This is a genomic window from Vibrio sp. 10N.261.54.E10 (genome assembly GCF_002877735.2).
Lineage (GTDB): Bacteria > Pseudomonadota > Gammaproteobacteria > Enterobacterales > Vibrionaceae > Vibrio > Vibrio crassostreae_C.
Genome location: NZ_MCXE02000002.1, coordinates 746673 through 773658 on the forward strand (window position 1 = coordinate 746673; position 26986 = coordinate 773658).

The following is a 26986-nucleotide window of genomic DNA, read 5'->3' on the forward strand; positions in this document are numbered from 1 at the left end:
AACTAACCCAGTTAAGTATTTACAATCAATAGCCTATCAGTTAATAACTGTACTTAAATATTTATTAGTTACAATCTTGCTAACTAAAAATAAATTATAGACCTTTGATAAATTTAATTGAGTAATTAATACTAGTCAAAAAAAATGGCCGCTTTAAGCGGCCATTTTAATTAACTCGATGAGTTATGGAGTGTGAATCGCGCCATCAGGAAGGCGACTTTGAGTCCACTCGTGGGGGCGATACATAACAGGGAACTCGGCTGCAACCTCTCGGTCGATTTCAACACCAATACCTGCTATTTCAGAAGCGTATAAGTAGCCATTAATTGGCTCTGCAGCGTTCGGGAATACCTTGTGCGTATTCTCGTTGTACTCGACATGTTCTTGAATGGCGGCATTGTGTAAATGCACATTCAAATGCGTGTTTACCGCTGCACCAATTGGCGTCATATCTGGTGGACAATGCCATGCAATACGAATACCGAAGTTCTGACATAGATGGCCTAGTTTCAGGGCTGGGGTAATACCACCAATCTGTGAAACATGACAACGAATGAAATCAATGCGGCGGTTAGCAATCAGTGATTTCCACTCTTCAGGGTTATTAAATAACTCCCCTAAACCTAATGAAACTGAGCTTTGGCTACGAATATTATCCAACCATTCCGTTTGATTTGGCGGCAGAATATCTTCAATGAAGTAAGGCTTATATTGCTCGACTTCTTTGGCAAATTGTATCGCTTGATTCGGGAATAGGCGCTCATGAACATCATGAAGAATATGGAATTGGTTACCATATTTCTCTCTCAACGACTTAAACATCGTTAGAGTATTGTCCATGTACTGATCTTGGTCGTAGTACGAGCCTTCAGTCGGATTTTGAGTGGTATGCAAATCGGTTGGAACGCCGCCATAGAAACCAAGCTGACAACGAATGTGCTTGTAGCCTTTGTCTAGGAAAGATTCCACCAGCTCATAAATACCTTCCATTGTGTCGCTAGTCGCGTGTGTGTATACAGGAATAGCATCACGAGACTTACCACCAAATAATTGATGTAACGGCATACCCGCTAATTTGGCTTTTATATCCCACAGTGCCATATCAACACCGGAAATTGCATTATTGATAACAGGGCCATTTCGCCAATAAGCGTTGACCATCATCATTTGCCATAAGTCTTCAATATTATTGGCGTTTTTACCAATAAGAATAGGTTTTAAATATTCATCGACCATTGTTTTTACAGCAAGCGGTCTTTGTTGGAATGTCGCACAACCAAACCCTGTCACGCCTTCATTCGTTTCAACTACCACGGTAATGAGGTTGTGTCTGTCTGGTTTAGTAATAATACAATGGATATCAGATATAATAGTTTCTTTCACAATTAAATAACCTAAACTTAAGTCAACTCCTATTATCTAACCGCTTTAAAAACCACATTTCAAGCGCTAATTTTTCGTAAAAATAATTGGTACGTTAAGAGTATTTTTTTGATAAACAAAACATACCAATTGGCTAAAAACGGTGGAAAAATAATTTTTCGAATTTTAAGTGTGATTGAGATCTCTTTCTACTGCGTTGGATTTAAATTGATTGTCGTTATGATTGCTCGAGTTAAATATATTCCAATAACAGGTGTAGTATGCAAATGGTAGAAAAGAGTGATGCCGTTATTAATAACTCGAAGTCATCATCGAAAAATAAAAATTTCAAAGAAAATATACAGTTATTAATCACTGCACTTGGTGGTGAAGACAATATCGTGAGTATCACGCACTGTATGACAAGGCTGAGATTCAAATTAGCAGACGAGTCGCTGGTAGACGAAGAAGCAATCAAGCAGATCGCAGATGTGAAAGGTGTGGTACTTCAACAAGGCCAAACTCAAGTCATCATCGGTGTTGAGGTCGAGAAGTGGTTCAACGCGCTATCAAACACTCAACAAGCTGACGCTAATCCGGCTGATGAACTAGAGAAAGGCAAGCTGTTCCAAGGCGTGATGCGTATTGTCGCAGGCATCTTTGGTCCGGTTGTACCCGCAATCGCTGGCGCGGGTATGTTGATGGGCCTGTTGTCTGGTCTTATTGCAACCAATGTTATCTCTGAAACCTCAGACACAGTTTATTTCTTCCGCTCGATCTCTGTTGCTGTGTTCTTCTTCTTACCTATGCTGGTTTCTTTCTCTGCTGCTAAGGTATTCAAAGTAAACGAATACATTGCGCTTGCTGTCTCTTCAACAATGCTAGCGCCTCTGCTTGTTGATAAAGCAACAATGCTAAAAGACGCAGGCGCTGCTCCGGAGCTGACCGTTCTTGGCGTGGTTCCTATTGAGCTGCTCAACTACGGCGGCGCGATTGTTCCCGCGATTCTAGCAATCTGGTTATTGTCTAAAGTGACTCCGTTAGTTGACCGCCTAGTTCCTTCTTCTGCGAAGCCTGTATTTACACCACTGCTTGCCTTTACGGTAACTTCGACCATCACGCTATCATTTGTTGGCCCTGCTGGTATCTGGCTAAGTAATGGCGCAGGTTGGGTGATGAGCTCACTACTGGAAATCTCTCCGACGTTAACAGGCTTTGTGTTTGGTCTAACTCGCCCGATCACCATCGTATTTGGTATCCACCACAGCATGACGCCAATCAGCCTGAACAACTTTGCACTGTATGGTAAGGATCTACTTATGCCAATCATGTGTTTGGGTAACATGGCAATTGCTGGCGCGACAATGGCTATCTGGCACAAGCAACGTAAAACGGTTTCTAAAGAGCAATCTTCAATTACGATGGGCTCAAGTGTTACCGCTATCTTAGGCATCACGGAACCGGCTCTATTTGGTGTACTCACGAAATACACCAAAGCGATGATGACCGCGAGCTTGGCTGCAGGCGTGTTCGGTGCTATCTCGGTAACAATCGATACGCACTTAACAAGCTACATTCTTTCTTCTGTATTCAGCTTGCCAGCTTACCTTGCAGGCGGTACGCAAAACTTCATTCAAGCACTGATGGGCGTGGTGTGTGTATTTGCACTGTCTTTCGTCCTAACGATGTTGTTCGTAAAACTAGACAACAAGTAATCGGCTAGTCTCACTCCCGTAAGATTAGAATCGAAAAAGCATGACCATATCTCATTATGGTCATGCTTTCCTCAATACGAACAAACCCAACCTTTCCTTTCTAAGGCTATATTATGACCCACATCGCAATCATCGGTGAGTGCATGATTGAACTGAATGGGGCTCCATTTGGCGACATGCATCAAAGCTATGGTGGAGACACATTAAACGCGGCAATCTACTTGAACCGCAGCGCTGCGGTTAGCAACCCCATGAACTGCAATAACACTGCGAATCCAGCGATGCGAACTAGCTATGTCTCGGCGCTTGGCTCTGACGCTATCAGCCAAGAGATGCTTAACCGATGGCAAGATGAAGGACTATCAACCGAATTCGTGCTTATTGACGAGCAGCGTTCACCCGGGCTCTATCTCATTCAACTCGACGATGTTGGTGAGCGCACCTTCCTATACTGGCGCAACGATTCGGCGGCTCGCTACATGGTACAGCACCCCGATTTCGATAAGATAGCCAACTAACTTCACGATGTTGATATGGTGTTTCTGAGTGGCATTTCCCTCGCGATACTGCCACACAGCGATCAGCTAAAGTTGCTCACTATCATTGAAGGCCTGCGTGAACGTGGCGTTACCATCGCCTTTGATAGTAACTACCGACCAAAACTATGGGGCGATCAAACACCTCAAGACACCATCGACCGACTACACAGGCTTGGCGTGCAGACCATCATTGTAAAACTCGGTGCTGAAGGCTGTTTGGTCAGTGAAACTCCAGCCCAAACACCAAGCCTAATTGAAACCACGCCAGTAGAAACCGTGGTTGATAGCACTTCAGCAGGCGATTCATTCAATGGCGGATTCTTGTCTTGCTATCTATCTGGCGGCTCTGTTCAGCAAGCCTGCCGCAAAGGCAATGCACTGGCGAGACTGGTCATTCAACATCACGGCGCAATCATCCCAAAACCCATCACCGACACTCTTTCAAACTGATATTAAGAAGTAAACCCATGTCTACAATTAACGAACAGCTAAAAGCACTTAAAGTTATCCCTGTTATCGCCATTGATAACGCAGAGGATATTATCCCTCTAGGCAAAGTATTGGCTGAGAATGGGCTTCCCGCCGCTGAAATTACGTTCCGTTCAGACGCCGCTGTTGAAGCTATCCGACTGCTTCGAGAAGCTCAGCCTGACATGCTGATCGGCGCGGGCACCATCTTGAACCGTGAGCAAGCACTCGCAGCAAAAGAAGCGGGCGCAACATTTGTGGTTTCACCGGGCTTTAATCCGAACACAGTTAAAGCATGCCAAGAGATCGGCATCGATATCATTCCAGGTGTGAACAATCCAAGCACCGTTGAAGCGGCATTAGAGATGGGCTTAACAACCTTGAAGTTCTTCCCAGCAGAAGCATCTGGTGGGATCAGCATGGTTAAATCGCTCGTTGGCCCATACGGCGATATTCGACTCATGCCTACAGGCGGTATCACGCCATCAAACATCGATAACTACTTAGCAGTGCCTCAAGTATTAGCTTGCGGTGGTACATGGATGGTGGACAAGAAGCTGGTTATAAACGGGGAGTGGGACGAGATCGCACGCCTAACACGCGAGATTGTTGAGCAGGTGAATCACTAGTCTATGTCATTCAGGTAAACAGAGCCTGTTTAATTTCTAACAATAAAGCCACAGCACTTTGGTGAGGCTTAATTATATGATCCGCCTCACTCTCAAGCCCTTAAGCTTAGAGTCGGCTCTCAGAGTGAGGTGAACCAAATATCTTCTATCCATACTTTAGGTATCGACCTAGGTAAACATTGCTTCTATGCTATCGCACATAACCGTTGTGAGGTGGAGGCGCTTCGTCGCAACCGACTCTTAACCTTTCTAAGTGAAATAGAACCAGCAACTATTGCTTTTGAAGCCTATAGCGATACTAGTTTGATCTCACACAGAGTTTAACCTCAGCCAGCTGTCCAAAAAGGAGTCATAAAGCAACAGAACTAACACTCACAGAAAGAAGTGACGCTGAGTGGTTATCAAGGCTTACTTCTGCTCTACTGACCTTTATGAGCATTCAACCTTGGATGTCTTAACTGTTCAAAAAATACATTCACACAGACAAGTAATGGGACCCCTACTAGCATTCCCATAGAGCCCCATAGCCAACCCCAAAATACAAGCCATACAAATAAAATCAGCGGATTGAGACTAAACCTTTTCCCCAGTAATGTAGGAGTAACCAATTGGCTTTCTATCAAATTAATCGCCAGGAAGATCGCAGCGACCGTCAATGCGTAGCTAAACGACTCAAACTGTATAAAAGAGACTAAAGCAAAGCACGTAACTGAAACCATCGGGCCAAGATAGGGGATAAAATTCATTAAGCCTGCAAAAGCGCCCCAAAGGAAAGGGTCTTGCAATCCCATCATATAAAAAGCAAAGCCAACAGTGAGTCCTAAGCAAACATTAATGATGGTGATGGCGCCTATGTAACGAGACAAATCCTTTTGAACAACTTTAACCAATTCAACAGCCCTACGCTTATCTGAAAAGCATTCAAAAAGAGATAAGCTTTGAGAATAAATTTTTCGACCGTAACTCATCATGAAATACGCCATAAGAAACGCAACCAACAACTGAGTAACAATGGTTGGTGTTGTCGTAAGCACTGATTCTATAATGGAAAAAGCCGTGTTATTGGTAAGCCCATCATTGGTAACAGTACTACTCATGGAGAACCCGGTGGCGTCAGTTAAGCGACTGTTTTGAGTAACCTCACTCACTTCATTAGATACATTCTCAACCAACATTGGTAATTTTGACCACCATTGCTGAGCGGGCTCACTCAACATATTCAAACTAATCACAACAAAGCCAATAAAACCAATAAGTACAGCCATTACGTTAATGACTCGAGGGATACCGAAGCGAGTAAGGTAGTTAACTAGAGGGCTACATAGCAAAGAAATAAAAGCACCAAAGATGATTGGCAACAAAAATGGCTTGGCGATATGTAATGTAAAAATAGACATCATGAGAACAGCAAGGAGCATAAAACTAGTTTGCAACACACTTCGTTGTCTAAGAATACTGTATTTTTTTGATGTCATTTTATTCCTATGAGTAGAAGGTTTTGTTTTTGAGGCTTCGTCAATTTGAATCAGGCACTCGATACCGTCAGCCAACACTAACTTGAATCAAAATGATGGTTACTTAAGTAAATTAAGTATTAGCGATAGCTGTTTATAACCAAAAACAGACGATTTAAAACGATGAGTTCGATTCAAAATTACAACACCAAGGCCTGTGATGCCAAGAGCATACAAGGGGTACTTGTGAACAAACTCTTTTCCTTTGTGACGAATAAGTCCCATACAAAGTTCAACTTGACGAGCTCTACTTCTCCCCTCAAGTCTTTTCATTTGAATCTGTCTTTGTCGATTTTTGAGTGCTGACATGTAACCCCTCCTTCAATTGCTCTTTCGTACATTCAAAACCTATAAATTGCTTTAAGTAACTAGAACGAAGTACCAAGCATATTAGAATCAAACCGAGTGTGAATATAAACGCGCCGTAACCCGCTAACAGATTCAAAGTGAAGTAGTAGATCACTACTCCAGCACCGACGGCGATACTAAAAAGAAACAGCGGTAACAACGCAACAAAGAGGAGCTGAAACACAAGACGCTTTTTAAATGCATCAACACTATTGCGAAACTCCAATAAGAAAAGCTCTAAGGTCGATTGAGACCATTGCTGGGTATGTGTCTGTAATATAGCTAAGTCTTTCCACAATCCATTTAACTCAGAAGCAGAACGTTTAAGATCATCCACCTTACGATCGCTCGATTTATCATTGGCAGAGTTTACTGGGTCATTTTGACTATTTACCTGCATAACGGTGCTCTCTCAATTGCGATGTTGATATATGGCTATTTGATTAACTTCGAGACAGCCCAACCAGCGAGAAACGCACAGCCAACACTCAATAATGGACGCTCTTTAATGATGTTTTCCGCTTTCTCAGACGTGTTCTTCACACTTTCAGAGCTGGCCTCGAGAGTTTCATGGACCGCCTCTTTCACATTTTCGATAACTTCTACTGCGGCCTCTTCAGCTTTTTCATAAGTTTCTTCAATTTGTTGTTTGGCTTCTGAATTTTTAGCGTTTGACTTTGGCATAAGTTTTCTCCTTATTTGATTATCATAAGCCAGAGAATAATATTAATACTATTAATCTCTAGCTACTTTAATAATCAATGCTAGCATCGTGCCAACTTTCACAAGTACCAGAATAATTGAAGATAAGCTCCCATATCATTAATAAATGGCATTAATCAATGTAATAATTTCACTAGAAAACATCTATTAATGTATTTTTTACAAAAACAAAGTAAAACCTTAGACGAAACAAGCTGAATATAGGGTTATTAATTGGCATAAAAAATGCTATAAACCAAATACAGCTTAGAACCAAATGAGGATTCATGAGAAACCAAAGTATATTATCTATTGTTAACCTGATAAAAAGTGGAAATATTATTTACGAAAAAGCGATATCCAACATAAGAAGTGAAAAGATGGCAAAAAATCTTTTTGATATCTACACGGTAAAGAAATGTGCAGAGTTAAAGTTACAATCTTTAACTTACTACTCAAAAATACATCAAGAACAGATACCCGCTAGTTATACGATAAATGCCAGAGAGCGCTGTATTGAAGCGGAAGATACAAAAGGTAAAAACAATCAAGAGCTCTATTTAAAGCACCTAGAAGGTGTCGAGACAAAGATCATTTCCGACATTGAATCACTGCTAGAAACTAACCCTGATTTAGAAGGGAGAAGAAGATTAAAAGTGGTAAAAAATGAAATGGAATCATGTCGAGACCAAATACACAACATGCGTCAGAATTAGTTATTAGCGAATGATGGTTGGAAATCAGAATCAAAGAAAAGGCTTATTTTAATTATTATAAATCAACTGAAATTATAAATACTACTGAGATAAAAAGGAGTAATGATATGTTGTTTAAAAAGGACAATGATCCCCTTGAGGTAATTCACTATAAAGGCATAGAAAAAATACTATGTACATTGAAAGATCACTACTTCTCATGTGTTGACCTAATTGAACAGAAAGCACATGGGAACATTGCAAGAGCTGCAAATCGATTTATAAAAGTTGAACGTTCATTAATAAACGAAGTAAACACCAAGTTCTGCATTAACAATGAAGTTAATGACAATGACATATTGAGTCAGCCCCCTGCGTTAATTGTTAGTTATAACGATATGTACCAGAGTAATTTAAGCCTAATTTCTTACCTCAAAAACACTATTAGAAAGTTTAACAATCAACATATGTCTGCTTTTTTCTCCTATTGGGTTGCGGCGTTGCAAGTTGAAAATGATGAGATAGCAAAGCATTTGTAACAGATATAACCCATCTAAAATAGATACGATTAATTAACTTGAGAAGAGAATCAAAGCCTACAACACAATCATTAAACAGTGGGAATAATCTAGGTTTAATTCTGATCTAATTCTGACATCACTCAAAATAAAAAGCGTCGAGGCATATTGCCTTGACGCTTTTTTACGAGAGGGACCGCTATGTTATTCTAGGAAGCGTCATCGACAGCCCCAGTCATCATTCTAGACAGACTTTTACCGCCTTTGGGATCAAAATCAAGTGTTCTAATCGGAAACGGTATTGTCATTCCAGCCTCTGATAATGACTCTTTAACCGCTATAATACCGTCGTGCTTTGCGTCCATATAACCAAAACCTCCTGGGTACTCAATCCAAAACCAAACCAATAAGTTAACGCTACTATCAGAAAAGCTTGAAGCGTAAACCGTCGTATCTTCTTTCCGACTAACATAAGACTTTTGGTTTATCGCTTTGGTTATCACCTCAGCGGCTCTTTTGGGACAGTCTGCGTAGGAAATCCCCACAGGGATCTCGACCCTTCTTCGTCCTTTTCGACTGTAGTTCGTCAAAATATTTCGGAAAACCATCTTATTGGGAATCATGACGTGTTGACCAGAGAACGTTTCAACCAGTGTATTTCGTAAGTTTATTTTGACTATGGTACCCATGACATCGTTGGAACCAACAACATCGCCAATTTTAAAAGGTTTACGAATACTCATTGTAATACCTGAAATGAGGTTCTCAGTCATATCTTGAAAAGCAAAACCGATAGCTAAACCTAGAATACCGGCACCGGCAAGCAACGATGTAACCGTACCTTGGAGCCCAACAAAATCTAACGCGACAAAAAATCCAATAGTAACAATGGTAACCTTAACAATAGAAGCCAGTAAGTTAATGACTTCTTGAGAGTCGACAACTCTATTGCTCAATCTTTTAAACAACTTACCGCTTATGTTGGCAACAAAGATAAAAATAAGAAACGTAACAAAAGCAACAATCAGGTTAGGGATAAGTTTAATTGCTTCAACTAACCAATGCTCTAACTTACCCTCTATCAGATGCTGAAACTTCTCTAAGTTAAAAGAGAGATTCATGTCCATGGTGTCTCCTTCTTATTCAATATGCGGATTGTTCAATACATTCATGGAATACAAACCGTTAAGGCTTGCTTATCAATACTTATCTCCAGCGAATCAGCCGAATACGTCTCTCCATCAATCACGTATGAAATAGGTCGGTCAGAATCAATTTTAACGAGCTGTGCCGAAGCATAAGTAAAGTAACTAGCTTGTTCTTTCGCTCCGAGACTCGATAACAACAGATCAGATAGAGCGATAGCTCGTTTACTAAGTGAATTTGTGTTTTCCAAATAGGTAATATGCAGCTTCCCATCATCCGGCCTAGGAGGCTGTCCCCCTTGAGCAAGCACAGTACTAAAAGGGGAAGAGTTCGCCACGACCAAACTTTGTAATTTCATACTTTGTGATGGTTGGTCATCGATTGAAATTTGAAAGTGTTGATTATCGTCGGTGATTACTGCATTGAAGAACCCAGTCAAATACGCGAATTGCCCTTTTTCATTTTTTTGTTCTCGATGTGCGTAATCGATCATCTGTTCTTCAAACCCAATACCAAGAAGCAGTAATATTGGTTGTTGATTACAGAACGCCAGATCGATTCTTTTTGAGTTGCCAGATAAAATAGCCTCACACGCTTTTTCAACAGGCGATATTTTCGAGGTCAATCCATAAAGCATATGACATAGAGCGTTCGCGGTACCCAAAGGTATAATCCCGAGTTGTGTATCAGTCTTCCTAACTTGCCTTGCGACTTCACTAACCGTCCCATCGCCACCTGCAACGATAATATGCGCAGTATTCCGGTCTTTGGCCTGCTTAGCTAATATTTCTGCTGATACTTCTTGGCTAGTAAGAAAAATATCTAAACTGTACTTTCTCGTAAGTTCACGAATAACCTGTTGTTCATTCGCCAACCATTTACCACCACCTGCAACAGGGTTGGCAATAAGGCAAGCTTTATGGCCAAGAGTGAGCAAACCTTTATCACTGATTGCTTGAAGTGTTTTTAGTTGTAGATGGTTCAATTGGGCTGTACTTCGCACGTCGTTAATACTTTTCAAGACCTGCTCTACAGTAAGTGACGGATTTTTTGCTAAAAGGTAGGCAGCTACGACAAAGACAGAACGTCCTCGACCGAGAGCACAATGCACAACAACCGATCTAGATTGATTGATTTGGGTATCGATCCAATTTATAGCATGTTTAAGCTTATGCGTTTTAGGGACTTTATGATCAAGAACCGGGGTGTTTAAATAGCGAAATTGATCACCGGTCATTGCACTTTCTAAACCAGAAAACTCAGCTGTAACATCTACAATACAATGGATGTTTTGAGATTCTAAGAACGATAAATCTGAAGGGAACAAACGACGAGATACATATAAACCTTTTCCAACCTTCTGTATTGGTTCAACTTTATCTCTTTTAATTGCCCATGCATTGTACAGTCGAACACCTAAGAAGAATGGAATGAAGATCCATCTAATCCACCACACTATTTTCCCATCGCTAGTCTTCCTAAATATTGACGGCATATCGAAGATGTAGGCAACACTAACGATGAACATCGACAAACTACACCAGGCAAAAACACCACGGATTATTAGCTGTGGTATAAGAGCAGCAGCAAAAAAACAAGCTATAGCAAGAAGCATATAATATTTAATAATAAACATGTTACGCCTTAATTTATCCGTGAATTTAAATATATTTATCCGTAAATTTATCTATCTCTAAATTAAATAAAAGAAGGGCTCAAGAATGAGCCCTTAGCTTGATAACAAAGCAGTTTTATACTTATTTAAAGAATTTGATTACTTCGTGATTCAAGCAACCTCTTTTTCATATTTACGAGCTAATGTTTCTTTTTGTTCAGTATCTAAGACTCGACCTGCGGTTTGAAAAAAACGCTGCTCTTCTTCTTCTAAATGATGTTCAACCTTATCTTTTAATGTTTTCATTAAAACAAGCCAAGCTGGTGAAGACATCTCTGTATCATCGAGTTGAGCGAGTATTTTGTCGATTCCATGATGTTCAGCGATTCCATGTCTAGTCATGTCAATGGATTGATCACTCTCGATCAAAGGTGCATAAAAATGGCGCTCTTCTGCAATCGCATGCTTGGTTAACTCATCCTTAAGGTTAACATAGAGTTCTTGCCTAGCTTGTGTGTCTCCCGAAGTTTGGAGTAACGCATCCATCAAAAGTCGTTGCTTTTCATGACTGTCTTTGAGCACATCAAATATATTTTTCATGTCTAATTCCTACTTCATTGGTTTATTTTTATGAGGATTTTGGCATCTCATTGCACTCTAGATGACAGTTCTAGCAATCTTCATCTTTCGCATCTAAATGCTCTTTAATATTTTCACAGCTATCTTCTATTGCGTTTTGAGTATCCTCTACAGCCTCATCTACATTTTCCCCGGCTTGTTCCATCGGACCTTCATCACTACATGCCGCAAGTGCAAATGTAATACCCACAATAGTTAAAAAACGGTAAGCGTTCGATTTGATGTTCATATAAACTCCTAATGTTTGTTTTTATTCAGCAACATAATTACCACTGAAACCAGTAGTGATATTGCAAATATATAAAATATGATCTTTGCTACTGTCGCAGCAGCCCCAGCGATACCACTAAATCCCAATAGGGCGGCAATAATTGCGACAATAAAAAATATTAGCGACCAGCGAATCATCGTTATTCCCCAATTTTTAATAAATTACCAATTGTAGAGAGGTTAAATAATATTTAATTTATCCACCACTCTCTCTACATTCGGGGTATTATTTGCTATAGATAAAGCTAAGTCGTGTTCACTGCTTGATGAAACTGAACCTTTCAAGATAACCACACTGTTTTCGGTTTCAACTTGAATATCGCTACCACTAACATTGGTATTCATTAATAAACGAGTGATTACCAGTGTCTTTATGTGAGCATCAGTCAAAGCTTGTACGGCTGCGGGTGTTTTTTCTTTGTCTTCATCAATCACTGTAAGTTCGTTTTTTACAGACTTAACGTCATCTAGGCTTAGCACTAACTCTTCTGCCAAATCTTTCTCTGTTTCATTTTTAACCGAGCCAGTTAAAGTAACCACTCGATTTTTAACGTAGGTGTTGATGTCAAATGAGTTTAAATTAGTATTCAGTAATAAAGTCGTTTCTGCTTTTCCATCAATCCACGCATCGAAAGTTTCTTTTTCCCACATGCTATTAGCAAAAACAGTTGATGAAGAAGTTGCAATCAAAGTAGCTAATAATATTTTACTTGCAGTATTTCTCATTAATTATCTCCTCTAGTTAACTGACACTTGTACAATTGCAACCAGCATGCCAACTTTTTAACTGACTGAAAATAAAGGATTTACACTTTAATTTTGAAAATTTACCATTGGTAAAATAATCGGAGGTGTATTAATTACACGAGTATTTTGTAAAAATTATCATCAATGGAGATCCTAGAATAATTAATATCAATACTGTTAATTAGCCACTTCTACTATCAGTAATATTGTAACTACATTTAAAAGGTGGCGTATAGTAAATGATAGATTCGTATTTGAAGGACATTATGTTATTATCAAGGTCGTTTTCTGTCGTACAAAAAGAGAGTTAAATCATGTCATTACCGACACTTTTTATAGAGTTAAAAGATGAATTATTGCGGTCTAAAATAAACTCTCTAGATGAATTATCAAGCTTTGAAATAATTCAAAGTACTATGGATGTTCATTGGATTGACAAGCTACAACAACTGCAACCAGATACTGCTATTGTTGAAGTCTCTCGATTTACTAACGATGATTTTAAGTCCTTATCGAGTGCAACAGGGTTGGACGAAATGGACTTGATTATTATCAGTACAGGTACGCCAAACAAAAATTTAGACATGATGATGAACCATGGCGCAATCTTCCATTATAGAAAGCCCGTCGACATGCAAATATTGGAAGATACCCTTGCAGACTTCAGTCAATACTTCCTCCAGAAGCAGGAAGAAGGGCGTAAAGTGTCCACCAGCGATTTAGACCAGTTCGGTATGTTAGTCGGTTCTTCTAAGCCTATGCATAAGCTGTATCGAACTTTAAGAAGAGTCGCGAAGACTGACACCAATGTTTTGATTGTCGGCGAAAGTGGGGCAGGTAAAGAATTAGTCGCACAAACGATTCACCTTGCCAGTGATCGTAAAAACCAACCTTTTATTGCGATCAACTGCGGTGCTATCAGCCCTGAGTTAGTTGATAGTGAATTATTTGGTCATGAAAAAGGCGCTTTTACAGGGGCGAATCGCACACACCAAGGGGTGTTTAGGCAAGCAGAAGGTGGCACATTGTTTCTCGACGAAATCACCGAAATGCCACTTGAACACCAGGTCAAATTACTACGAGTTTTAGAAACAGGTGAATATCGCCCTGTAGGCAGTAATGCAACGAGTATCGCTAATACTCGAGTCATTGCAGCGACAAACCGAGATCCACAAGTCGCTATTGAAGAACAGTTTTTGAGAGAGGATCTCTATTTCAGGTTGGCTCACTTCCCCATACATGTCCCTCCATTGCGTGAAAGAGGCGACGACATCGTCGGCTTAGCAAAACATTTTATTGCTCATCGCAACGCAAATGAAACCACTGCGAAGACCATTTTCACATCAGCGCTTCAAAAAATATCAGCCCATGCATGGCCAGGGAATGTCAGGGAATTAAAACACTGTATTGAAAGAGCTTTTATATTGGCAGATGAGACGATTAAAGATGAACACCTAATTTTTGATACTCCTCCTTTAGAAACAGGGACTACCGTTGAGGATATGGTTCCGGCGGGTGTTTCTCTTGAGAAGATTGAGAAAGCGGCGATTATCAATACGCTCGAAGAAAATGAAGGCAACAAAAAGGAAACAGCACAAGACTTGGGAATCAGCATCAAAACGCTTTATAACAAGCTCGATAAGTATCAAGAGTAGTAATACTCATATCTGATGTTGCTGTGTGATCAAAATAGATACAGGCGATCGTTAATTTGCAGTTGATGTTTTGCTTTTCCATGAAAATTTAACAGTGGAGGGTGAGCCCTCCACTGTTAAATTTTATGCTGCATTCACCGATGTCTCGGTTCTTTTATCTTGGTCAAAGAATTCTTCATGCAACGCGCAAATCGCTTGTTGATACTTGTCATCACTCACAACAAATTGCACATTTACGTTTCTCATAGACGAATGTAATGCAATAGGCGTAACACTATGGTTCATCAAAGCCAATACACCATTAGCGAGCGTTTTATTGGTATCAATTTGAGAACCGATCGCTGAGATTATAGCGACCATTCGACCTGAAATAGATGCCTGAGGGTAACGTTTCTCAGCCTTATAAGACACCTTGTTTAAACTCTCGGTGCTACCACCTAGATAATAGGTAATAGAATTGGCGTTCATCTCTTTACCAATAAGGTTCACTCTAGCATCTGCGATAATCTCCATTAACTCATAACTAACATTGTCCGCCTTACCGACCATTCCCTGGTCAAAAACATGTAACGCATATACCTTCTGTTTTCCGGCAATGATCTCAATGTGATTAGTGTCTGGTCGGTAATCAGAAGAAATCAGTGTTCCCTCATGTTCTGGCTCGAAAGTGTTTTTGATTTGCAGTTCTATGCCACTTTCTCGTAACCCAGCAGCCGCATTAGAGTGAATAGCTTCCATACCAAGGTTAGCCAGTTGATCGGCAACATCATAATTGGTTGCCCCAATCGGTTTAACTGAACCTACACCAACGACTTTTGGGTCAGCCGAACTAAAATGATACTCCTTATGGATGATCGCCAATGATGCCTCAGTAATAGTAGCGATACGACTAAACGTCATCTCACTGTAACCACGATCATAAGTATGCATCAAACCTTCTTTGCAATATGCATAACCAGTTACTATGGGAAGCTCCTCAGTAACATCAATGTCAGAGAAAGCCTCTCTAATGGTATCGTCCAAACTTTGAGGGGTTTTGTTGTCCCAACCAGAAAGGTCAACAAAGGTCGAGTTTATACCAATGTTTTTTAATTTAAGAGCCGTGTTGTATGCACTATGAGACTCTCCAATTGAAGAAAGAAACTCTCTAATCTGTGGTAAATAATGTCTCAGTGAAAACTGTCCGTATTGACACGTTTCAAGAATGTTAGTGATACAGTTTTTAGCTTCTGAAATACGAGACCGGATGAACTTATCAGCTCTCATACGATTCATTGGATCCGCAAAAATATGCTCATTGGTCAATAGCATGCGGCGTTCAATATAAGATAGAGCATCCTTCCACGAATCGTCACGCATCGCTATCAATTGATAGATACCAGGCTTACCTGTTTTTTTACATTCCAACAATGCATCCGTCATACCGCTGTATGCGGACACAACAAAGATTCGGTTATACGGATTTTGAGGGCGGAGAATAATATTGTCGAGCACAGCATCAAATGCTGTCATTGATGTACCGCCGATTTTTTCTACGGTAAATGTCATAAAAGACCTTTTGTTCTTGAAGAGATTAAAGACGAAATAATAGGGAGCGGGGTGAGATATCACCCCTGAAGATATGGGTTAATCAACGAGTGGATAAACGCCGTTTTCATCGTGTACTTCAGCGCCAGTAATTGGTGGGTTAAACACACAAGCCATTGTCATTTCTTTGTTTTTATATGCGCGTAAATAATGCTCGTCATTCTTATCTAGGATGTACAGCGTACCGGGTTTGATTGGGTAAGTTTTACCACCAACGACTTCAATCTCTCCTTCACCACTCATACAAAACACAGACTCCAAGTGGTTTTGGTAATGGATATGTGTTTCTGTCGCTTCGTAAATTGTTGTGATATGAAAAGAAAATCCCATATTGTCATCTTTCAATAACATGCGAGTACTTTCCCAGTTATCCGATACAATACGTCTTTCACTATTACGACATTCATCAAGTGTTCTAACAATCATTTTACTCTCCCTATTACGATGCTTTCTTGAAATGCTTGGTTGCTACCACTTCAACTGAGTCTTCGAACATAGTTAAACCTTGCATCAATTCCGATTCTGAAATGGTTAATGGACAAAAGAACTTCAAGATTTCATCGTTTGGACCTGCGGTCTCAATTACCATGCCCTTGTCAAAACACACTTTTGCAATCTCATCAGCTGTGTTCCCATCTTTACATTCAATGCCAATCATCATTCCGCGTCCCTTGCGTTGAACAAATAGCTCAGGGAAACGCTTGAGATTGCGTTGAATGACATCATCGACCATGCTTGAGCTACGTTGAATATGATTTTCAAAATCATCATTTGACCAATACATTTCTAACGCTTTCGCAGCAGTAATGAACGCATGGTTGTTACCACGGAAGGTGCCGTTGTGTTCTCCCGGCTCCCACTTGTCTAGTTCAGGTTTTAATAAAACCACAGCCATCGGTAAGCCATAACCACTTATCGACTTAGATAGCGTAACGATATCTGGTTTTATACCTGAAGGTTCAAAGCTAAAAAACGTTCCTGTTCGACCACAACCGGCTTGAATATCATCCACAATAAGTAGGATATCGTGGGCTTTACAGATTTTGCTTAACTTCTGTAGCCACTCATTTGAAGCGACATTTAACCCACCTTCACCCTGAACCGTTTCCAATAAAACGGCAGCAGGTTTATCCATACCAGCGGAATTATCGGTTAACATCGTTTCAAATAATTTTAAACCATCGATTCCAGCGTAACCTTCAAATGGCAAACGCGTAACGTTGTTGAGATTTGAGCCCGCACCTTGCCTGTGGTGTTGGTTGCCTGTAGCAGCCAATGCACCCGCCGTACAACCATGAAAACCATTGGTAAATGCAACAATACTGCTTCGACTTTTTACTTTTTTCGCCAACTTAATCGCTGCCTCAACCGCATTTGTTCCTGTCGGGCCGGTAAATTGAACTTTGTAATCTAATGCTCGAGGTTCCAAAATAAAGCGACTAAGAGCTTCTAGGAATTCAGCTTTGGCTTCTGAATGCATATCCAAGCCATGTGTAATTCCATCCATTTCAATATACTCAAGTAAAGCTTGCTTAAGTATTGGATTGTTATGACCGTAATTGAGAGATCCTGCTCCAGCAAGAAAATCGAGGTAACGATCACCTTGTTTTGTTTCAAGCCAGCAGCCTTTTGATTTAGCAAAAGTGACTGGAAAACTATTCGAGTATGAACGTACGTTAGATTCCTGCTCTTTAAAAATATCCATGATAAGGCCGTTATTTGATTCCTATAAGTTAATGATTATTTAAGGGGTATTCGATACAAATACTCAGTATCGTGCAGCCCTTTAAAATGAACATTTTCATCTAAGAAAGTGGTCACTTTTCCAGTGCTACTATTTTTTGCGTCTAGCTTTTTAAAGAGTGCCCAAGACGCTTGATTTGACTTAGTAATGGTTGTTTCAATAGCTTCTATACTCTTCAGCCACTCTCGACGAAGTAAGCTGTTCAACATCTTGTAAGCTAAAGAGTGACCTCTAAATCGAGGGGCAACTGCAACTTGCCAAATAAAGAGAACATTAGGCTCACTCGGTTTTTGATAACTCGAGATAAAGCCCGCAAGCTCACCTTTGTTCTCAACCAAAATACAAGTTTTACTAAAGTGAGTGGATTGCAAAAAATTGCAATATGACGAGTTGGTGTCTAGTGGCGGACATTCTGAAATCAGTCGATAAATGTCGTTGCCATCTGAAGCTTTGGGCTCGCGAAAACTCCATTCTTCACTCGTTTTTTCTATCACTTCTGGACACAACACCCAAGGCGCTGATGTAATCATACCGAGAAATTCCTTTGAACTCTAATTAAATTCCTTTTTATTATGAGCATTTACCCCCTACTAAGATCAACACCTTAACTTTAAAAAACAAAAATTAGTGATCTGTATCACATTTAATAGCGGTCAGCATGAATTAAATAATACTTTGAGTTCTAATGTATTTGATCGGTGGAGATCTTAAGACAATGTCTTTAACCGAATAAGCGTCAAAAGAAGGTTAGAGTCATTAGTAAATTATGTGCTCAGATTGCCAATCAAGCGGCATAAATCACCAACACTCTCAGTGTTGAACATTCTATCGAGTAGATAACAACGCTTCGAATGGCAGTGACTCGCTATCCACTATTAAAATATCGGCCTCAAAAACAAAAAAACCTAGCGAGAGCTCGCTAGGTTTCTTATCTAACATATCGATGAATAATGAACTCAGAGGAAACGAGTCCAGAAATATCAGCTTGGAAAAGGTTTACTTCAAGGGATCATTATCAGGCAATGCTTTATGTATCCATAGCGCCAGACGCTTTTTAATGTTTGCCCCATCAAGCTTACTTTCTGGTAACGGCGTGATCTGATTTACTTCAACAAGAAACAAGTACACCGCTTTGACCTTTATTGGTTGAGATGAATGTGGCAAATCAAAACCTTGCAATTTAGCCATTTTAAAACCGACCTCAACTGCTTTTTTCACTAGTTTATCTTCATTCATGATCTTCGCGGTTTTCGACATATCATCTCCATCATCTTCGTAGATTGAACCTTGAGTATACCAAACTGAATCTAAGACAAGATTACCGCGCTCTCAATTCGAACACTCTCTTTGATAAATGACATTAAACGAATTTCAGCCCCTAAATAGATACCTGCCTAATTGACATGTACAGGGCGGAAATCAATACGCAAACGGTCTCTTAACAGAACACTCAATAAATGAGATCTTAAGTCAAAAAACAAAAATTTGAATAATATTTGACTTAGCATTCCAAAGAATACGGAATATTATGATGTTCATTTTGAAAGTTAAAATTCAATAAAAGATCAATAACCTGCTGTTATTTAAGTGGTTTAATACTAATTCGACTTAGATCATATTTACAACCAATTGTAACCAATTGTTATTTACAAAATACTCACTAAGAAAATAGAATAAAACCACTAATTTTATACTGGTGTTGAAAATGCGTTACCTCTGGGCTTCATTCTGTCATAAAAATCCAATTCCGGGTCGAATTGTTCATATCCTTGTTATGTTGATAGCGCTAGCTTCTATCACCATTCCATTGATTTCAAAAGACGCCACAACCATCTTAACTTCACTGTGTGCTGCTCTAGTCTGTTTCGTCGTTTTTGTCTTCTTTGCGCTCGCCGACAAAATGCGCTCAGGCATGCATTAATCAACCAATCAGTTCTCTATCACCAAGCATTCTCTTTTTAAAAATTCATTATAAAATGCTGGTTACCAAATACGGAAAAGCCCAAAGTTATTAGCTTTGGGCTTTTCTTCTATAGCGAATTCTTACATATTCCAAATAGCCTGTAGTTAGAAATTACAGCTATCAATCAGGCATCACCACAATACCCATGCTTTCAAGCAGTTGTTCTTGTTGCCACGCGACAATTTTGATTCCTGTTGTATCTACTTTGCGAGGATCTAACCCTTCTAATTCAGCATGGCATAAATTCGCCCCTTGCATACTAAATTGCCCCCATACATCTTCCGAGAACACACCTCGGCTGAGATCAGACTCTTTCAGTGACGCGCCGCCAAGGTAAGTGCCTATCCAACGGTTCTCAAACAGCTCACACTTCTCTAAACAAGCTTGTTCAAAATTGGCGTATGACAGATTACAGCCCGTAATATACGCAGAGCAAAAGTACATTCTATTGCTTACCTGATTGGCAAAGTTAGCGCGAGTAAAGTTCGCCCCTTTCAGGTCGCATTCACGTAGCTCAATCCCATAGCAATTCGCATTACTAAAATTCGCCATCGCCAACTGGCAATTCTGGAAGCTTGCATCTCGTAAGTCGGCAACATCGAAGTGGCATCCCTCAATATCGCCTTGTTCGATAAACTTACAGTTAATAAACGTTGCATCACGTAAGTTCGAACGTCTGAAATCACAACGGATAAACGTGCAGGCTGTAAATGTAAGCTCTGATAAATCTTGCTGAGCAAAACTGTGCTGATGATAAGTGCTGTTATTGGTGTCCATTTAGCCCCCTAAAGAAATTAAGCTAAGACTACCATTGCGATCTCAAGAAAACACCAAATTAAAAACCAACAAAAACAGTAACTTAAAACACCCTGATTTAGCCATTTTAAGGCACCAAACAAGCCCTTTAAGGTTGTTATTTTCGATTTATAGGATGTGCTTATCTTGAAAAAAGTTTTATCGCTTAGAAGTGTAAGCAAGAGAAAAATCAATTTGACGAAACGAGTCAATTATTGACCGTGTCCTAACGCGCTAGACTGGACGGTTGGTATGTTGCTGGTTACACTATTCCTCATTCTCAGCATAAAGAGTAAGAACAATGAAAGACATGCGACAAGCTATGCTCGATGCAGGGTTTAGCCTTATTAATGAACACGGGTTTGCTGGTGTTGGCCTGATGAAAATCATCAACCAAGCGGAAGGCACGAAGGGTTCTTTTTACCACTACTTTAAATCCAAAGAACACTTTGGTGAGATCCTGCTTACTAACTACTTTGATGAGCATCTCGCTAAGCTGGACGACTTTTTAAGTGATGAGTCGCTTTCTCGCCGTGATCGCGTTAAAGCCTATTTCGAGTTTTGGTGTGCATCGAAACTGACTGAAGACTTCAATATCCAATGTCTTGTCGTAAAACTGGCGGGAGAAGTAGCTGGTTCTGAAAACCCGTTGCAATCGACCATGGCAGTAGGCGCAGAAAAGATCATCCTGCGTATGGCGAAGCTATTTGAAGAAGGCAATGAGACCGGTGACTTCACGATCGCAGAGCCCGAATCGCTGTCTCGAATGCTTTATGGCCTATGGCTAGGCTCAACGCTCATGGCCGCCATGCAGCGTAACCGTTCGATTCTAAACAATGCCATGGAAGAGACTCTTCTCGCCATGAGCCCAGCCCAAAAATCGGCTGACTAGATATACCCGTTACCAAATACCAAATACCAAATACCAAATACCAAAAGGCTCGCACAATTTAGCGAGCCTTTTATCTAACTTTAAATCTAGATTGAATTCATTCACGCCTACTCCGTTACCCCAGACGAGACGGAATATTATTGGCTTTGAGTAAGCCCTTAATAACAGGGTCGATATGCTTGAAGAAGCTCAGCCATCCTTCACAGAGATAATTTAACCCAGCCTCACCATCTCGGCTTTTGATGATGCGGTTTTTAGGGCACTCGCCATGGCATGCAAATTTAAACTCACAGGCTTGGCATTGTTCCGGCAGAGACTTCTGTTTGGCGAACCCAAAACGCTGCTGCTTTGGCGAGAAGGCTAAAGTTGAAAGTGCTTGTTCCTGAATATTACCCAGCTGAAATTCAGGAAAGACATAATGGTCACATGAATACACATCGCCATTGGGCTCAACCGCTAACCCTTTTCCGCAGATCTCACTCAAGGTACACATGGTGCTTTCTCTGCCCATCCACACTCCGACAAAATTTTCAAAGTACGGCACTAATACCCGACCAAAATCGTGCTCAATCCACTCGTCAAAAACGGTAGTGAGGAACTCTCCCCATTGTGCAGAATCGACACTCCAAGCCTCAACCTCACCTGATACGGGAATGATCGCTTGTTGGTTGCTCAACCATTTATTGTTGGTGTGAGCTTCGCGCTTATCGACCACAGGTATAAAATGCAATTGCTTCGAGCCCACTTCATCACGCAGAAAGCGATAGACCTCTAATGGATACTTTCCTGTCACATCATTCACGCAGCTTAGGGTCGCGAATTCGACGTTATGCTGCTTCAAGTAGTGAATACCACGCATTGTTTGAGAAAAAGTGCCTTTGCCTGCACGGTTGGTTCGGTAGTGATTGTGTAAGTGCTCTGGGCCGTCAATGCTTACACCAATGATAAAGTCATTCTTTTTGAAGAACTCACACCACGCATCATTCAGTAACGTGCCGTTGGTTTGAAGGTCGTTGCTGATCTTACTGTGGTTAGGACAATATTTTTTCTGCAGCTCGACGACTTTTTGAAAGTACTCAATCCCCAACAAGGTAGGCTCTCCACCGTGCCAAGAAAAGATGATTTCAGGCGTATTCTGCCCTTCTATGTACTGCTTGATATAACGCTCGAGCAGAACTTCATCCATCGTATATTGAGAGCCTTTTGGGTATTCAAGCAGCTGCTGTTTTTCTAAGTAATAACAGTAGGTGCAACTGATATTACACACCGCACCAATCGGTTTTGCTAACGCCTGAAGTTTGCTGTGTGCTTTGCCATTGAACTGCGGAACTGAACTCAAATTTGATAGCGATAATGTCGTCATGAAGAGTGCCTCGATGTAAAAGTTATTGTATTAGCTAAAACAATTCGTAATTCCTTTACACGGTGTACATCGGCCAACCAAGCTTGATGGCATTAGGTTGGCCGAGTGATTTTTTCCTCTATTTCACGTTTTCAAACGGGTTCCACACTTCGTCAACCGGGACGATATTTTGCGTTTTTTCGTATTCTTGATATTCAGCGACCATTTCAAGGAACAGATCTGGCATTTCATTTCTCAAGTCATGTTGCTCAGCTGGATCTTTCTTGGTGTTGTATAAGTGCCACTCACTGTCGCCACCCATTCCCGTAGAAATTCGGATGATCTTATGATCACCTTTAAGCAGAATTCCGCTACCAAACAATTCAAATGGAATCGCATTGTTGGCACTGTGCACGTCTGCCGTTTCCCCTTTGAAGTAAGGCAACAAACTCACACCACTCATCGGCGCCACTTCTCGACCTTGATATTCGGTTCCTGGATGATCGACCTCTGCAATCTCAAGAATCGTGGCTGCAATGTCCTTCACTTGGGATAAGTCGTCTGTCTGAGTTCCCGGTTGCAACGCATCTTCACCGTCTAAAAGCGCTTTGGCTGGCTTAACGATAAATGGCACACGGATACCGCCCTCTGCTGTGTAAGCTTTGTACCAAGATAAGCCACCGGTTGAAGCGCTTGCCCACTCAGGTCCAAGTGACACACTGGAGTTCGCCTTGCCCAAGTTTTTAGTCGAATTATCAAAATGATGAGCAGTCCACGTTCGGATCAAATCACTGATATTTTCACCGGTAATATCCGCCGCTTCTGGGCCGTTATCCGCTAGGTACATGATGTAAGTATTATCGTATTCCCCGATTTCTTTCAGGTAATCGACTATCTGACCGACTTGTTGGTCCTGCATTTCCATCATGCCCATCGCGACAGCCATTTTCTTTCCGTACCACTTTTGTTCTTTCTCAGAGAGCGAGTCCCAAGGTCGGCTTAATGCGTTACGATCTGAAATATCGGCGTCTTTTGGAATCACACCCATCTCTTTCATGCGTTGGAAACGATCTTCTCGAACCGAGTCCCAACCATGTTCAACGTAGTAATCGACTTTATCTTGATAGGCAGACTCAGGCGCTTGCAGTGGCAGGTGAATACCGGTGAATGGGACGTAAGCGAAGAAAGGCTTACCGTCGTCTTTTTTGCTGTCGATCATCTTGATGATCTCGTTGGTGTAAACTTGGTCTGAGTACTCGCCTTTGTACTTATCCTCAACCACTTCACCGTTGCGGTAAGTTGGCTCAACTTCAACACCGGGAATATCGCCTTTTTGCAACGCATCCGCTGTCGCAGCGTTTTTGGCCGGGAACATCATATCTCGATTAAAGTGATTAGAGCCGCCCGCTAATATACCGTAACTCTCTTCAAAACCTCGATCGTCAGGTAAGAAGCCATCCTCGTGCCCCAAATGCCATTTACCAGAGAGGTAAGTGTTATAGCCGCTCTCTTCAAGCAACGTGGCGACCGTAACCCCTTTCTTGGTGAGGTAACCTTCATAACCCGGCTTACCAATCGCGCCCGGATAGACGGCATAGTCGAAGGTGCCTAGCCCAACCTCGTGACTGTTTGCTCCGGTTAACATCATAGAGCGCGTTACCGATGAGGTTGGTGACGCGTGAAAGTTAGTAAACTTAACCCCCTCTTCAGCCAGCGCCATTAGGTTTGGTGTATTGGCTTCTGAGCCATAAGGCTGAGTATCGGCAAAGCCCACATCATCGCCGACAATGACAACAATATTCGGTTTTTCTGATTCAGCCGCAAGAGCAGCACTGCTTGCCGCAGCCATTGCAGTGAAGACTAAAGATTTCTTGAATGTCTGCATAAGACGTTCTCCAATTTCTGTGATTAACTTGTTTCAGTAATTAACTTTTCTGCGAGTAACTTTTTCTGAGGTTAACCTTTCTGTGATTAACCTGAGTTAGGATTTGAATTAGTGCGCGGCTTGAGACATCCAATGTAATAAGTCGAGCGCAGGGTCATACTCTTGAGCTGCTGCCATAGAACCACTCATAATCGTTGATACACACGTTGTATAAGAAGATGCCAACAAACATCGACTTCTCAAATGCGCTGTAAATCATGGTTGAGGTACGCAGCGATTTGTACTTCGCCGAGAACATCAACAACACACCAATACAGCCAACCACCACACCCCAGTGTTGATAAGTACCGAGCAAATACTCTTTGTTTTCCATCATGGTATCGTTGTACGAGAACAGCGTCTGCATACTCCAATCAGGCGCTAGGAAAGTGGAAAAAGCCGTCGCCGTTAAGAAACCTGTAATCATCAAATACGATTTGATCGTACGTTCAAAAAAACGTTCCAACATAAAAGTAACCTCTTAAAATAATTTCGTGAAAATAACTTTTTGAAAAATAAACAGTGTCATACCAACAGTGATTTACTGGCCAAGCATGCCCATCACTGCTGTTTCTAATTCGTTGTCTTCTTTTGAAAACAGATGCTTAACTCGATGATCTAAACCTGTTTCCAACACAGTTTTAGCGTGAGAGAAAGTGATAAACCCTTCTTTACCGTGATAATTGCCCTGGCCTGATTCGCCAATGCCACCAAACGGCGCCTCATCAACCGCTAAATGGAAAACACAGTCATTAATACACATGCCACCGGAGTGAACTTGGTGCTTAACCTGAGCCTGTAAACTCAAATCAAAGCTCATCAGGTAGAGTGCTAACGGCCTTGGTTTGCTATTGATGACTTGGAACGCCTCTTCGACATTGCGATACGTAATCAAAGGTAATAATGGGCCGAAAATTTCTTCGTTCATCACCTTGGATGACAGGCTTGGTTCAACGATCAAATGTGTCACCAACCGATGAGTATTTAGGTCCATCGATTCGTCATGGCAAGCAACGATTCGTGTCCCAGCTTCCTGCTCTTCATTCAACAGACCAGCAATACGATCACATTGGCGAGGGTTAATGAGCGAGGTTAAACTCTCAGAGTAGATCCCTTCATCAAATAGCTGTTGATATTGTTTTTTGTACTCCAAAATGAAGGCTTCGAGCTTATCTTCAGGGAGTAGCACGTAATCTGGAGCGACACATACTTGGCCGTTGTTTAGGCTTTTACCATAAATAATTCGCTCTACCGCAATATCAATCGGCATGTCTTCTGCCACGATAACCGGCGACTTTCCACCCAGCTCTAGCGTGACTGGGGTTAGCGTATCAGCCGCTGACTTCATCACTTGGCGACCCACTTGGGTTGACCCTGTAAATAGAAGATGATCAAACGGCAACGCCGAAAATGCGGCTGCGATTTCTACCTCACCTTCAACCAAGCACACCTCATCGGCATGGAAAACTTCCGCCAATAGCGCTGTTAATACTTGGTTCGTCGCTGGGGTAAATTCGCTCATCTTGATCATGGCGCGATTTCCCGCAGCCAACGCCGAAATAAGTGGGCCGACGGATAACATGATCGGGAAATTCCACGGAGCAATAATCCCGACGACGCCTTTGGGTTGATATACCACTTCAACACGAGAGGTTGAAAGCAATGGGCCGGAATGACGAATCGAAGATGTCGACCAATGAGGTAAACACTCAATGCTGTGATCAATATTTCCGATACAAGGCAATATGTCAGCCATCAAAGTGTCTTGTCGGCTGCGGTGACCATAGTCCTCACTCACGGCTACACACAAACGATCTGTGTAATCGATTAGCGCAGATTTAAGTGCGAGCAGCTGCTCAATTCTCTCCGATATCGCTGGCATCGGTTTCTGTGCAAAAGCTCCCTGCATGCTGTTCAACGTCATGGTCATTTGTGTTGGCGTCAATTCGTGTTTCATACATCACCTCGTGGTTAAGATGAACACACAACAATACACAACAATACACAACAGACCGGTCGGTCTAGAATTTTATTGTCAAAGAATCGTCAATGGAGTTTTGATTACAATCCAATGAGGCGGCTACAAACGGGGCAAAAAGTCAGGGGAATTTAAAATAAGAAGGCGTAGCTAACACGCAAGGCAAATAGAGAATTTTAAATGGCAGGATCAAAAATGG

At 41.2% G+C, this 26986-nt stretch carries 27 protein-coding genes and 3 pseudogenes; 8 read left to right on the top strand and 22 right to left on the bottom strand.

Annotated features, from left to right (window positions below):
- Nucleotides 1–183 precede the first annotated feature (183 nt).
- Nucleotides 184–1383: an enolase C-terminal domain-like protein gene (locus BCU07_RS14490; RefSeq protein WP_102428897.1), complete on the bottom strand. Its 1200-nt coding sequence runs from the start codon at nucleotides 1381–1383 to the stop codon at nucleotides 184–186.
- A 260-nt stretch (nucleotides 1384–1643) separates the two neighbouring features.
- On the opposite strand from BCU07_RS14490, the gene BCU07_RS14495 reads away from it, so the two are divergent.
- From BCU07_RS14495 to BCU07_RS14505, 3 genes and pseudogenes are all read left to right on the top strand, one after another.
- Complete coding sequence (locus BCU07_RS14495; protein ID WP_102428896.1) at nucleotides 1644–3077, top strand: PTS transporter subunit EIIC; 1434 nt, start codon at nucleotides 1644–1646, stop codon at nucleotides 3075–3077.
- 113 nt (nucleotides 3078–3190) lie between these two features.
- Nucleotides 3191–4066, top strand: a pseudogene (locus BCU07_RS14500) (sugar kinase).
- A gap of 17 nt (nucleotides 4067–4083) precedes the next feature.
- The gene (locus tag BCU07_RS14505; RefSeq protein ID WP_017065855.1) at nucleotides 4084–4713 is read left to right on the top strand and encodes a bifunctional 4-hydroxy-2-oxoglutarate aldolase/2-dehydro-3-deoxy-phosphogluconate aldolase; all 630 of its coding nucleotides are present in this window, start codon (nucleotides 4084–4086) and stop codon (nucleotides 4711–4713) included.
- A 419-nt stretch (nucleotides 4714–5132) separates the two neighbouring features.
- Here BCU07_RS14505 and BCU07_RS14510 read toward each other — a convergent pair whose 3' ends face one another.
- The 4 genes from BCU07_RS14510 to BCU07_RS14525 form a co-directional block, all read right to left on the bottom strand.
- Complete coding sequence (locus BCU07_RS14510; protein ID WP_102428895.1) at nucleotides 5133–6188, bottom strand: AI-2E family transporter; 1056 nt, start codon at nucleotides 6186–6188, stop codon at nucleotides 5133–5135.
- A 99-nt stretch (nucleotides 6189–6287) separates the two neighbouring features.
- The gene (locus BCU07_RS14515) at nucleotides 6288–6500 is read right to left on the bottom strand and encodes a hypothetical protein (RefSeq protein WP_102333542.1); all 213 of its coding nucleotides are present in this window, start codon (nucleotides 6498–6500) and stop codon (nucleotides 6288–6290) included.
- Complete coding sequence (locus BCU07_RS14520; RefSeq protein ID WP_065583857.1) at nucleotides 6487–6975, bottom strand: hypothetical protein; 489 nt, start codon at nucleotides 6973–6975, stop codon at nucleotides 6487–6489. Before BCU07_RS14520 ends, BCU07_RS14515 begins: the two co-directional genes overlap by 14 nt.
- Before the next feature lie 35 nt (nucleotides 6976–7010).
- Nucleotides 7011–7259: a hypothetical protein gene (locus tag BCU07_RS14525; protein WP_010431939.1), complete on the bottom strand. Its 249-nt coding sequence runs from the start codon at nucleotides 7257–7259 to the stop codon at nucleotides 7011–7013.
- A 305-nt stretch (nucleotides 7260–7564) separates the two neighbouring features.
- Here BCU07_RS14525 and BCU07_RS14530 point away from each other — a divergent pair, with 305 nt between their 5' ends.
- On the top strand, nucleotides 7565–7993 hold the full coding sequence (locus BCU07_RS14530) for a DUF2383 domain-containing protein (RefSeq protein ID WP_010431941.1): 429 nt from the start codon (nucleotides 7565–7567) through the stop codon (nucleotides 7991–7993).
- A gap of 107 nt (nucleotides 7994–8100) precedes the next feature.
- Nucleotides 8101–8511 (top strand): hypothetical protein, encoded by a 411-nt coding sequence (locus BCU07_RS14535; RefSeq protein WP_010431943.1) that lies wholly within the window; start codon nucleotides 8101–8103, stop codon nucleotides 8509–8511.
- Nucleotides 8512–8699: 188 nt separating this feature from the next.
- On the opposite strand, the gene BCU07_RS14540 is transcribed toward BCU07_RS14535, so the two are convergent.
- From BCU07_RS14540 to BCU07_RS14565, 6 genes are all read right to left on the bottom strand, one after another.
- Nucleotides 8700–9617 carry a mechanosensitive ion channel family protein gene (locus BCU07_RS14540; RefSeq protein ID WP_017065202.1) on the bottom strand — a complete coding sequence of 306 codons (918 nt, stop codon included), beginning with the start codon at nucleotides 9615–9617 and terminating at the stop codon, nucleotides 8700–8702.
- 41 nt (nucleotides 9618–9658) lie between these two features.
- Nucleotides 9659–11272, bottom strand: a complete 1614-nt coding sequence (locus tag BCU07_RS14545) for a diacylglycerol kinase family protein (protein WP_102428894.1) — start codon at nucleotides 11270–11272, stop codon at nucleotides 9659–9661.
- A 150-nt stretch (nucleotides 11273–11422) separates the two neighbouring features.
- Nucleotides 11423–11851 carry a hemerythrin domain-containing protein gene (locus BCU07_RS14550; RefSeq protein WP_010431952.1) on the bottom strand — a complete coding sequence of 143 codons (429 nt, stop codon included), beginning with the start codon at nucleotides 11849–11851 and terminating at the stop codon, nucleotides 11423–11425.
- Between the two features lie 70 nt (nucleotides 11852–11921).
- Nucleotides 11922–12119, bottom strand: a complete 198-nt coding sequence (locus tag BCU07_RS14555) for a hypothetical protein (RefSeq protein WP_010431955.1) — start codon at nucleotides 12117–12119, stop codon at nucleotides 11922–11924.
- A gap of 8 nt (nucleotides 12120–12127) precedes the next feature.
- The gene (locus BCU07_RS14560; RefSeq protein ID WP_010431958.1) at nucleotides 12128–12298 is read right to left on the bottom strand and encodes a DUF1328 domain-containing protein; all 171 of its coding nucleotides are present in this window, start codon (nucleotides 12296–12298) and stop codon (nucleotides 12128–12130) included.
- A gap of 42 nt (nucleotides 12299–12340) precedes the next feature.
- Entirely contained in the window at nucleotides 12341–12886 is a 546-nt protein-coding gene (locus BCU07_RS14565) for a BON domain-containing protein (RefSeq protein WP_017065851.1), read from the bottom strand.
- Nucleotides 12887–13221: 335 nt separating this feature from the next.
- Between BCU07_RS14565 and BCU07_RS14570 the strand changes: the two genes are divergently transcribed.
- The gene (locus BCU07_RS14570; protein ID WP_010431963.1) at nucleotides 13222–14562 is read left to right on the top strand and encodes a sigma-54 interaction domain-containing protein; all 1341 of its coding nucleotides are present in this window, start codon (nucleotides 13222–13224) and stop codon (nucleotides 14560–14562) included.
- A gap of 123 nt (nucleotides 14563–14685) precedes the next feature.
- Here the strand turns inward: BCU07_RS14570 and BCU07_RS14575 are convergent, their stop codons facing one another.
- The 5 genes from BCU07_RS14575 to BCU07_RS14595 all read right to left on the bottom strand — a co-directional run bounded on the left by BCU07_RS14575 (nucleotide 14686) and on the right by BCU07_RS14595 (nucleotide 19150).
- On the bottom strand, nucleotides 14686–16110 hold the full coding sequence (locus tag BCU07_RS14575; protein ID WP_017065849.1) for an aspartate kinase: 1425 nt from the start codon (nucleotides 16108–16110) through the stop codon (nucleotides 14686–14688).
- Between the two features lie 78 nt (nucleotides 16111–16188).
- Nucleotides 16189–16575, bottom strand: a complete 387-nt coding sequence (locus BCU07_RS14580; protein WP_010431969.1) for an ectoine synthase — start codon at nucleotides 16573–16575, stop codon at nucleotides 16189–16191.
- A 13-nt stretch (nucleotides 16576–16588) separates the two neighbouring features.
- Nucleotides 16589–17854, bottom strand: a complete 1266-nt coding sequence (gene ectB / locus BCU07_RS14585) for a diaminobutyrate--2-oxoglutarate transaminase (RefSeq protein ID WP_102428893.1) — start codon at nucleotides 17852–17854, stop codon at nucleotides 16589–16591.
- A 35-nt stretch (nucleotides 17855–17889) separates the two neighbouring features.
- On the bottom strand, nucleotides 17890–18423 hold the full coding sequence (gene ectA / locus BCU07_RS14590; protein WP_010431975.1) for a diaminobutyrate acetyltransferase: 534 nt from the start codon (nucleotides 18421–18423) through the stop codon (nucleotides 17890–17892).
- A gap of 466 nt (nucleotides 18424–18889) precedes the next feature.
- Nucleotides 18890–19150 (bottom strand): DUF5062 family protein, encoded by a 261-nt coding sequence (locus BCU07_RS14595; RefSeq protein ID WP_102428892.1) that lies wholly within the window; start codon nucleotides 19148–19150, stop codon nucleotides 18890–18892.
- A 448-nt stretch (nucleotides 19151–19598) separates the two neighbouring features.
- Between BCU07_RS14595 and BCU07_RS14600 the strand changes: the two genes are divergently transcribed.
- On the top strand, nucleotides 19599–19814 hold the full coding sequence (locus tag BCU07_RS14600; RefSeq protein ID WP_029235681.1) for a hypothetical protein: 216 nt from the start codon (nucleotides 19599–19601) through the stop codon (nucleotides 19812–19814).
- A 162-nt stretch (nucleotides 19815–19976) separates the two neighbouring features.
- On the opposite strand, the gene BCU07_RS14605 is transcribed toward BCU07_RS14600, so the two are convergent.
- On the bottom strand, nucleotides 19977–20633 hold the full coding sequence (locus BCU07_RS14605) for a Qnr family pentapeptide repeat protein (protein WP_102428891.1): 657 nt from the start codon (nucleotides 20631–20633) through the stop codon (nucleotides 19977–19979).
- A gap of 319 nt (nucleotides 20634–20952) precedes the next feature.
- Between BCU07_RS14605 and BCU07_RS14610 the strand changes: the two genes are divergently transcribed.
- Entirely contained in the window at nucleotides 20953–21543 is a 591-nt protein-coding gene (locus tag BCU07_RS14610) for a TetR/AcrR family transcriptional regulator (RefSeq protein ID WP_102428890.1), read from the top strand.
- Between the two features lie 115 nt (nucleotides 21544–21658).
- Here the strand turns inward: BCU07_RS14610 and BCU07_RS14615 are convergent, their stop codons facing one another.
- The 5 genes and pseudogenes from BCU07_RS14615 to BCU07_RS14635 form a co-directional block, all read right to left on the bottom strand.
- Nucleotides 21659–22906, bottom strand: a complete 1248-nt coding sequence (locus BCU07_RS14615) for an anaerobic sulfatase maturase (protein WP_102428889.1) — start codon at nucleotides 22904–22906, stop codon at nucleotides 21659–21661.
- A 118-nt stretch (nucleotides 22907–23024) separates the two neighbouring features.
- Complete coding sequence (locus tag BCU07_RS14620; protein WP_102428888.1) at nucleotides 23025–24770, bottom strand: arylsulfatase; 1746 nt, start codon at nucleotides 24768–24770, stop codon at nucleotides 23025–23027.
- Nucleotides 24771–24878: 108 nt separating this feature from the next.
- A pseudogene (locus BCU07_RS14625) lies at nucleotides 24879–24947 on the bottom strand (sel1 repeat family protein); the annotation flags it as partial.
- Nucleotides 24937–25278, bottom strand: a pseudogene (locus BCU07_RS14630) (hypothetical protein); the annotation flags it as partial. The pseudogenes BCU07_RS14630 and BCU07_RS14625, both read right to left, overlap by 11 nt.
- A 72-nt stretch (nucleotides 25279–25350) precedes the next feature.
- Nucleotides 25351–26766, bottom strand: a complete 1416-nt coding sequence (locus BCU07_RS14635) for a coniferyl aldehyde dehydrogenase (protein ID WP_102428887.1) — start codon at nucleotides 26764–26766, stop codon at nucleotides 25351–25353.
- Nucleotides 26767–26986 lie beyond the last annotated feature (220 nt).

What these genes read in the sequence shown, in the direction of transcription:
- BCU07_RS14495 (WP_102428896.1), top strand. Translation starts at nt 1,644, where the DNA reads ATGCAAATGGTAGAAAAGAGTGATGCCGTTATTAATAACTCGAAGTCA.
- BCU07_RS14505 (WP_017065855.1), top strand. Translation starts at nt 4,084, where the DNA reads ATGTCTACAATTAACGAACAGCTAAAAGCACTTAAAGTTATCCCTGTT.
- BCU07_RS14510 (WP_102428895.1), bottom strand. Translation starts at nt 6,188, where the DNA reads ATGACATCAAAAAAATACAGTATTCTTAGACAACGAAGTGTGTTGCAA.
- BCU07_RS14515 (WP_102333542.1), bottom strand. Translation starts at nt 6,500, where the DNA reads ATGAAAAGACTTGAGGGGAGAAGTAGAGCTCGTCAAGTTGAACTTTGT.
- BCU07_RS14520 (WP_065583857.1), bottom strand. Translation starts at nt 6,975, where the DNA reads ATGCAGGTAAATAGTCAAAATGACCCAGTAAACTCTGCCAATGATAAA.
- BCU07_RS14525 (WP_010431939.1), bottom strand. Translation starts at nt 7,259, where the DNA reads ATGCCAAAGTCAAACGCTAAAAATTCAGAAGCCAAACAACAAATTGAA.
- BCU07_RS14530 (WP_010431941.1), top strand. Translation starts at nt 7,565, where the DNA reads ATGAGAAACCAAAGTATATTATCTATTGTTAACCTGATAAAAAGTGGA.
- BCU07_RS14535 (WP_010431943.1), top strand. Translation starts at nt 8,101, where the DNA reads ATGTTGTTTAAAAAGGACAATGATCCCCTTGAGGTAATTCACTATAAA.
- BCU07_RS14540 (WP_017065202.1), bottom strand. Translation starts at nt 9,617, where the DNA reads ATGGACATGAATCTCTCTTTTAACTTAGAGAAGTTTCAGCATCTGATA.
- BCU07_RS14545 (WP_102428894.1), bottom strand. Translation starts at nt 11,272, where the DNA reads ATGTTTATTATTAAATATTATATGCTTCTTGCTATAGCTTGTTTTTTT.
- BCU07_RS14550 (WP_010431952.1), bottom strand. Translation starts at nt 11,851, where the DNA reads ATGAAAAATATATTTGATGTGCTCAAAGACAGTCATGAAAAGCAACGA.
- BCU07_RS14555 (WP_010431955.1), bottom strand. Translation starts at nt 12,119, where the DNA reads ATGAACATCAAATCGAACGCTTACCGTTTTTTAACTATTGTGGGTATT.
- BCU07_RS14560 (WP_010431958.1), bottom strand. Translation starts at nt 12,298, where the DNA reads ATGATTCGCTGGTCGCTAATATTTTTTATTGTCGCAATTATTGCCGCC.
- BCU07_RS14565 (WP_017065851.1), bottom strand. Translation starts at nt 12,886, where the DNA reads ATGAGAAATACTGCAAGTAAAATATTATTAGCTACTTTGATTGCAACT.
- BCU07_RS14570 (WP_010431963.1), top strand. Translation starts at nt 13,222, where the DNA reads ATGTCATTACCGACACTTTTTATAGAGTTAAAAGATGAATTATTGCGG.
- BCU07_RS14575 (WP_017065849.1), bottom strand. Translation starts at nt 16,110, where the DNA reads ATGACATTTACCGTAGAAAAAATCGGCGGTACATCAATGACAGCATTT.
- BCU07_RS14580 (WP_010431969.1), bottom strand. Translation starts at nt 16,575, where the DNA reads ATGATTGTTAGAACACTTGATGAATGTCGTAATAGTGAAAGACGTATT.
- ectB (WP_102428893.1), bottom strand. Translation starts at nt 17,854, where the DNA reads ATGGATATTTTTAAAGAGCAGGAATCTAACGTACGTTCATACTCGAAT.
- ectA (WP_010431975.1), bottom strand. Translation starts at nt 18,423, where the DNA reads ATGATTACATCAGCGCCTTGGGTGTTGTGTCCAGAAGTGATAGAAAAA.
- BCU07_RS14595 (WP_102428892.1), bottom strand. Translation starts at nt 19,150, where the DNA reads ATGTCGAAAACCGCGAAGATCATGAATGAAGATAAACTAGTGAAAAAA.
- BCU07_RS14600 (WP_029235681.1), top strand. Translation starts at nt 19,599, where the DNA reads ATGCGTTACCTCTGGGCTTCATTCTGTCATAAAAATCCAATTCCGGGT.
- BCU07_RS14605 (WP_102428891.1), bottom strand. Translation starts at nt 20,633, where the DNA reads ATGGACACCAATAACAGCACTTATCATCAGCACAGTTTTGCTCAGCAA.
- BCU07_RS14610 (WP_102428890.1), top strand. Translation starts at nt 20,953, where the DNA reads ATGAAAGACATGCGACAAGCTATGCTCGATGCAGGGTTTAGCCTTATT.
- BCU07_RS14615 (WP_102428889.1), bottom strand. Translation starts at nt 22,906, where the DNA reads ATGACGACATTATCGCTATCAAATTTGAGTTCAGTTCCGCAGTTCAAT.
- BCU07_RS14620 (WP_102428888.1), bottom strand. Translation starts at nt 24,770, where the DNA reads ATGCAGACATTCAAGAAATCTTTAGTCTTCACTGCAATGGCTGCGGCA.
- BCU07_RS14635 (WP_102428887.1), bottom strand. Translation starts at nt 26,766, where the DNA reads ATGAAACACGAATTGACGCCAACACAAATGACCATGACGTTGAACAGC.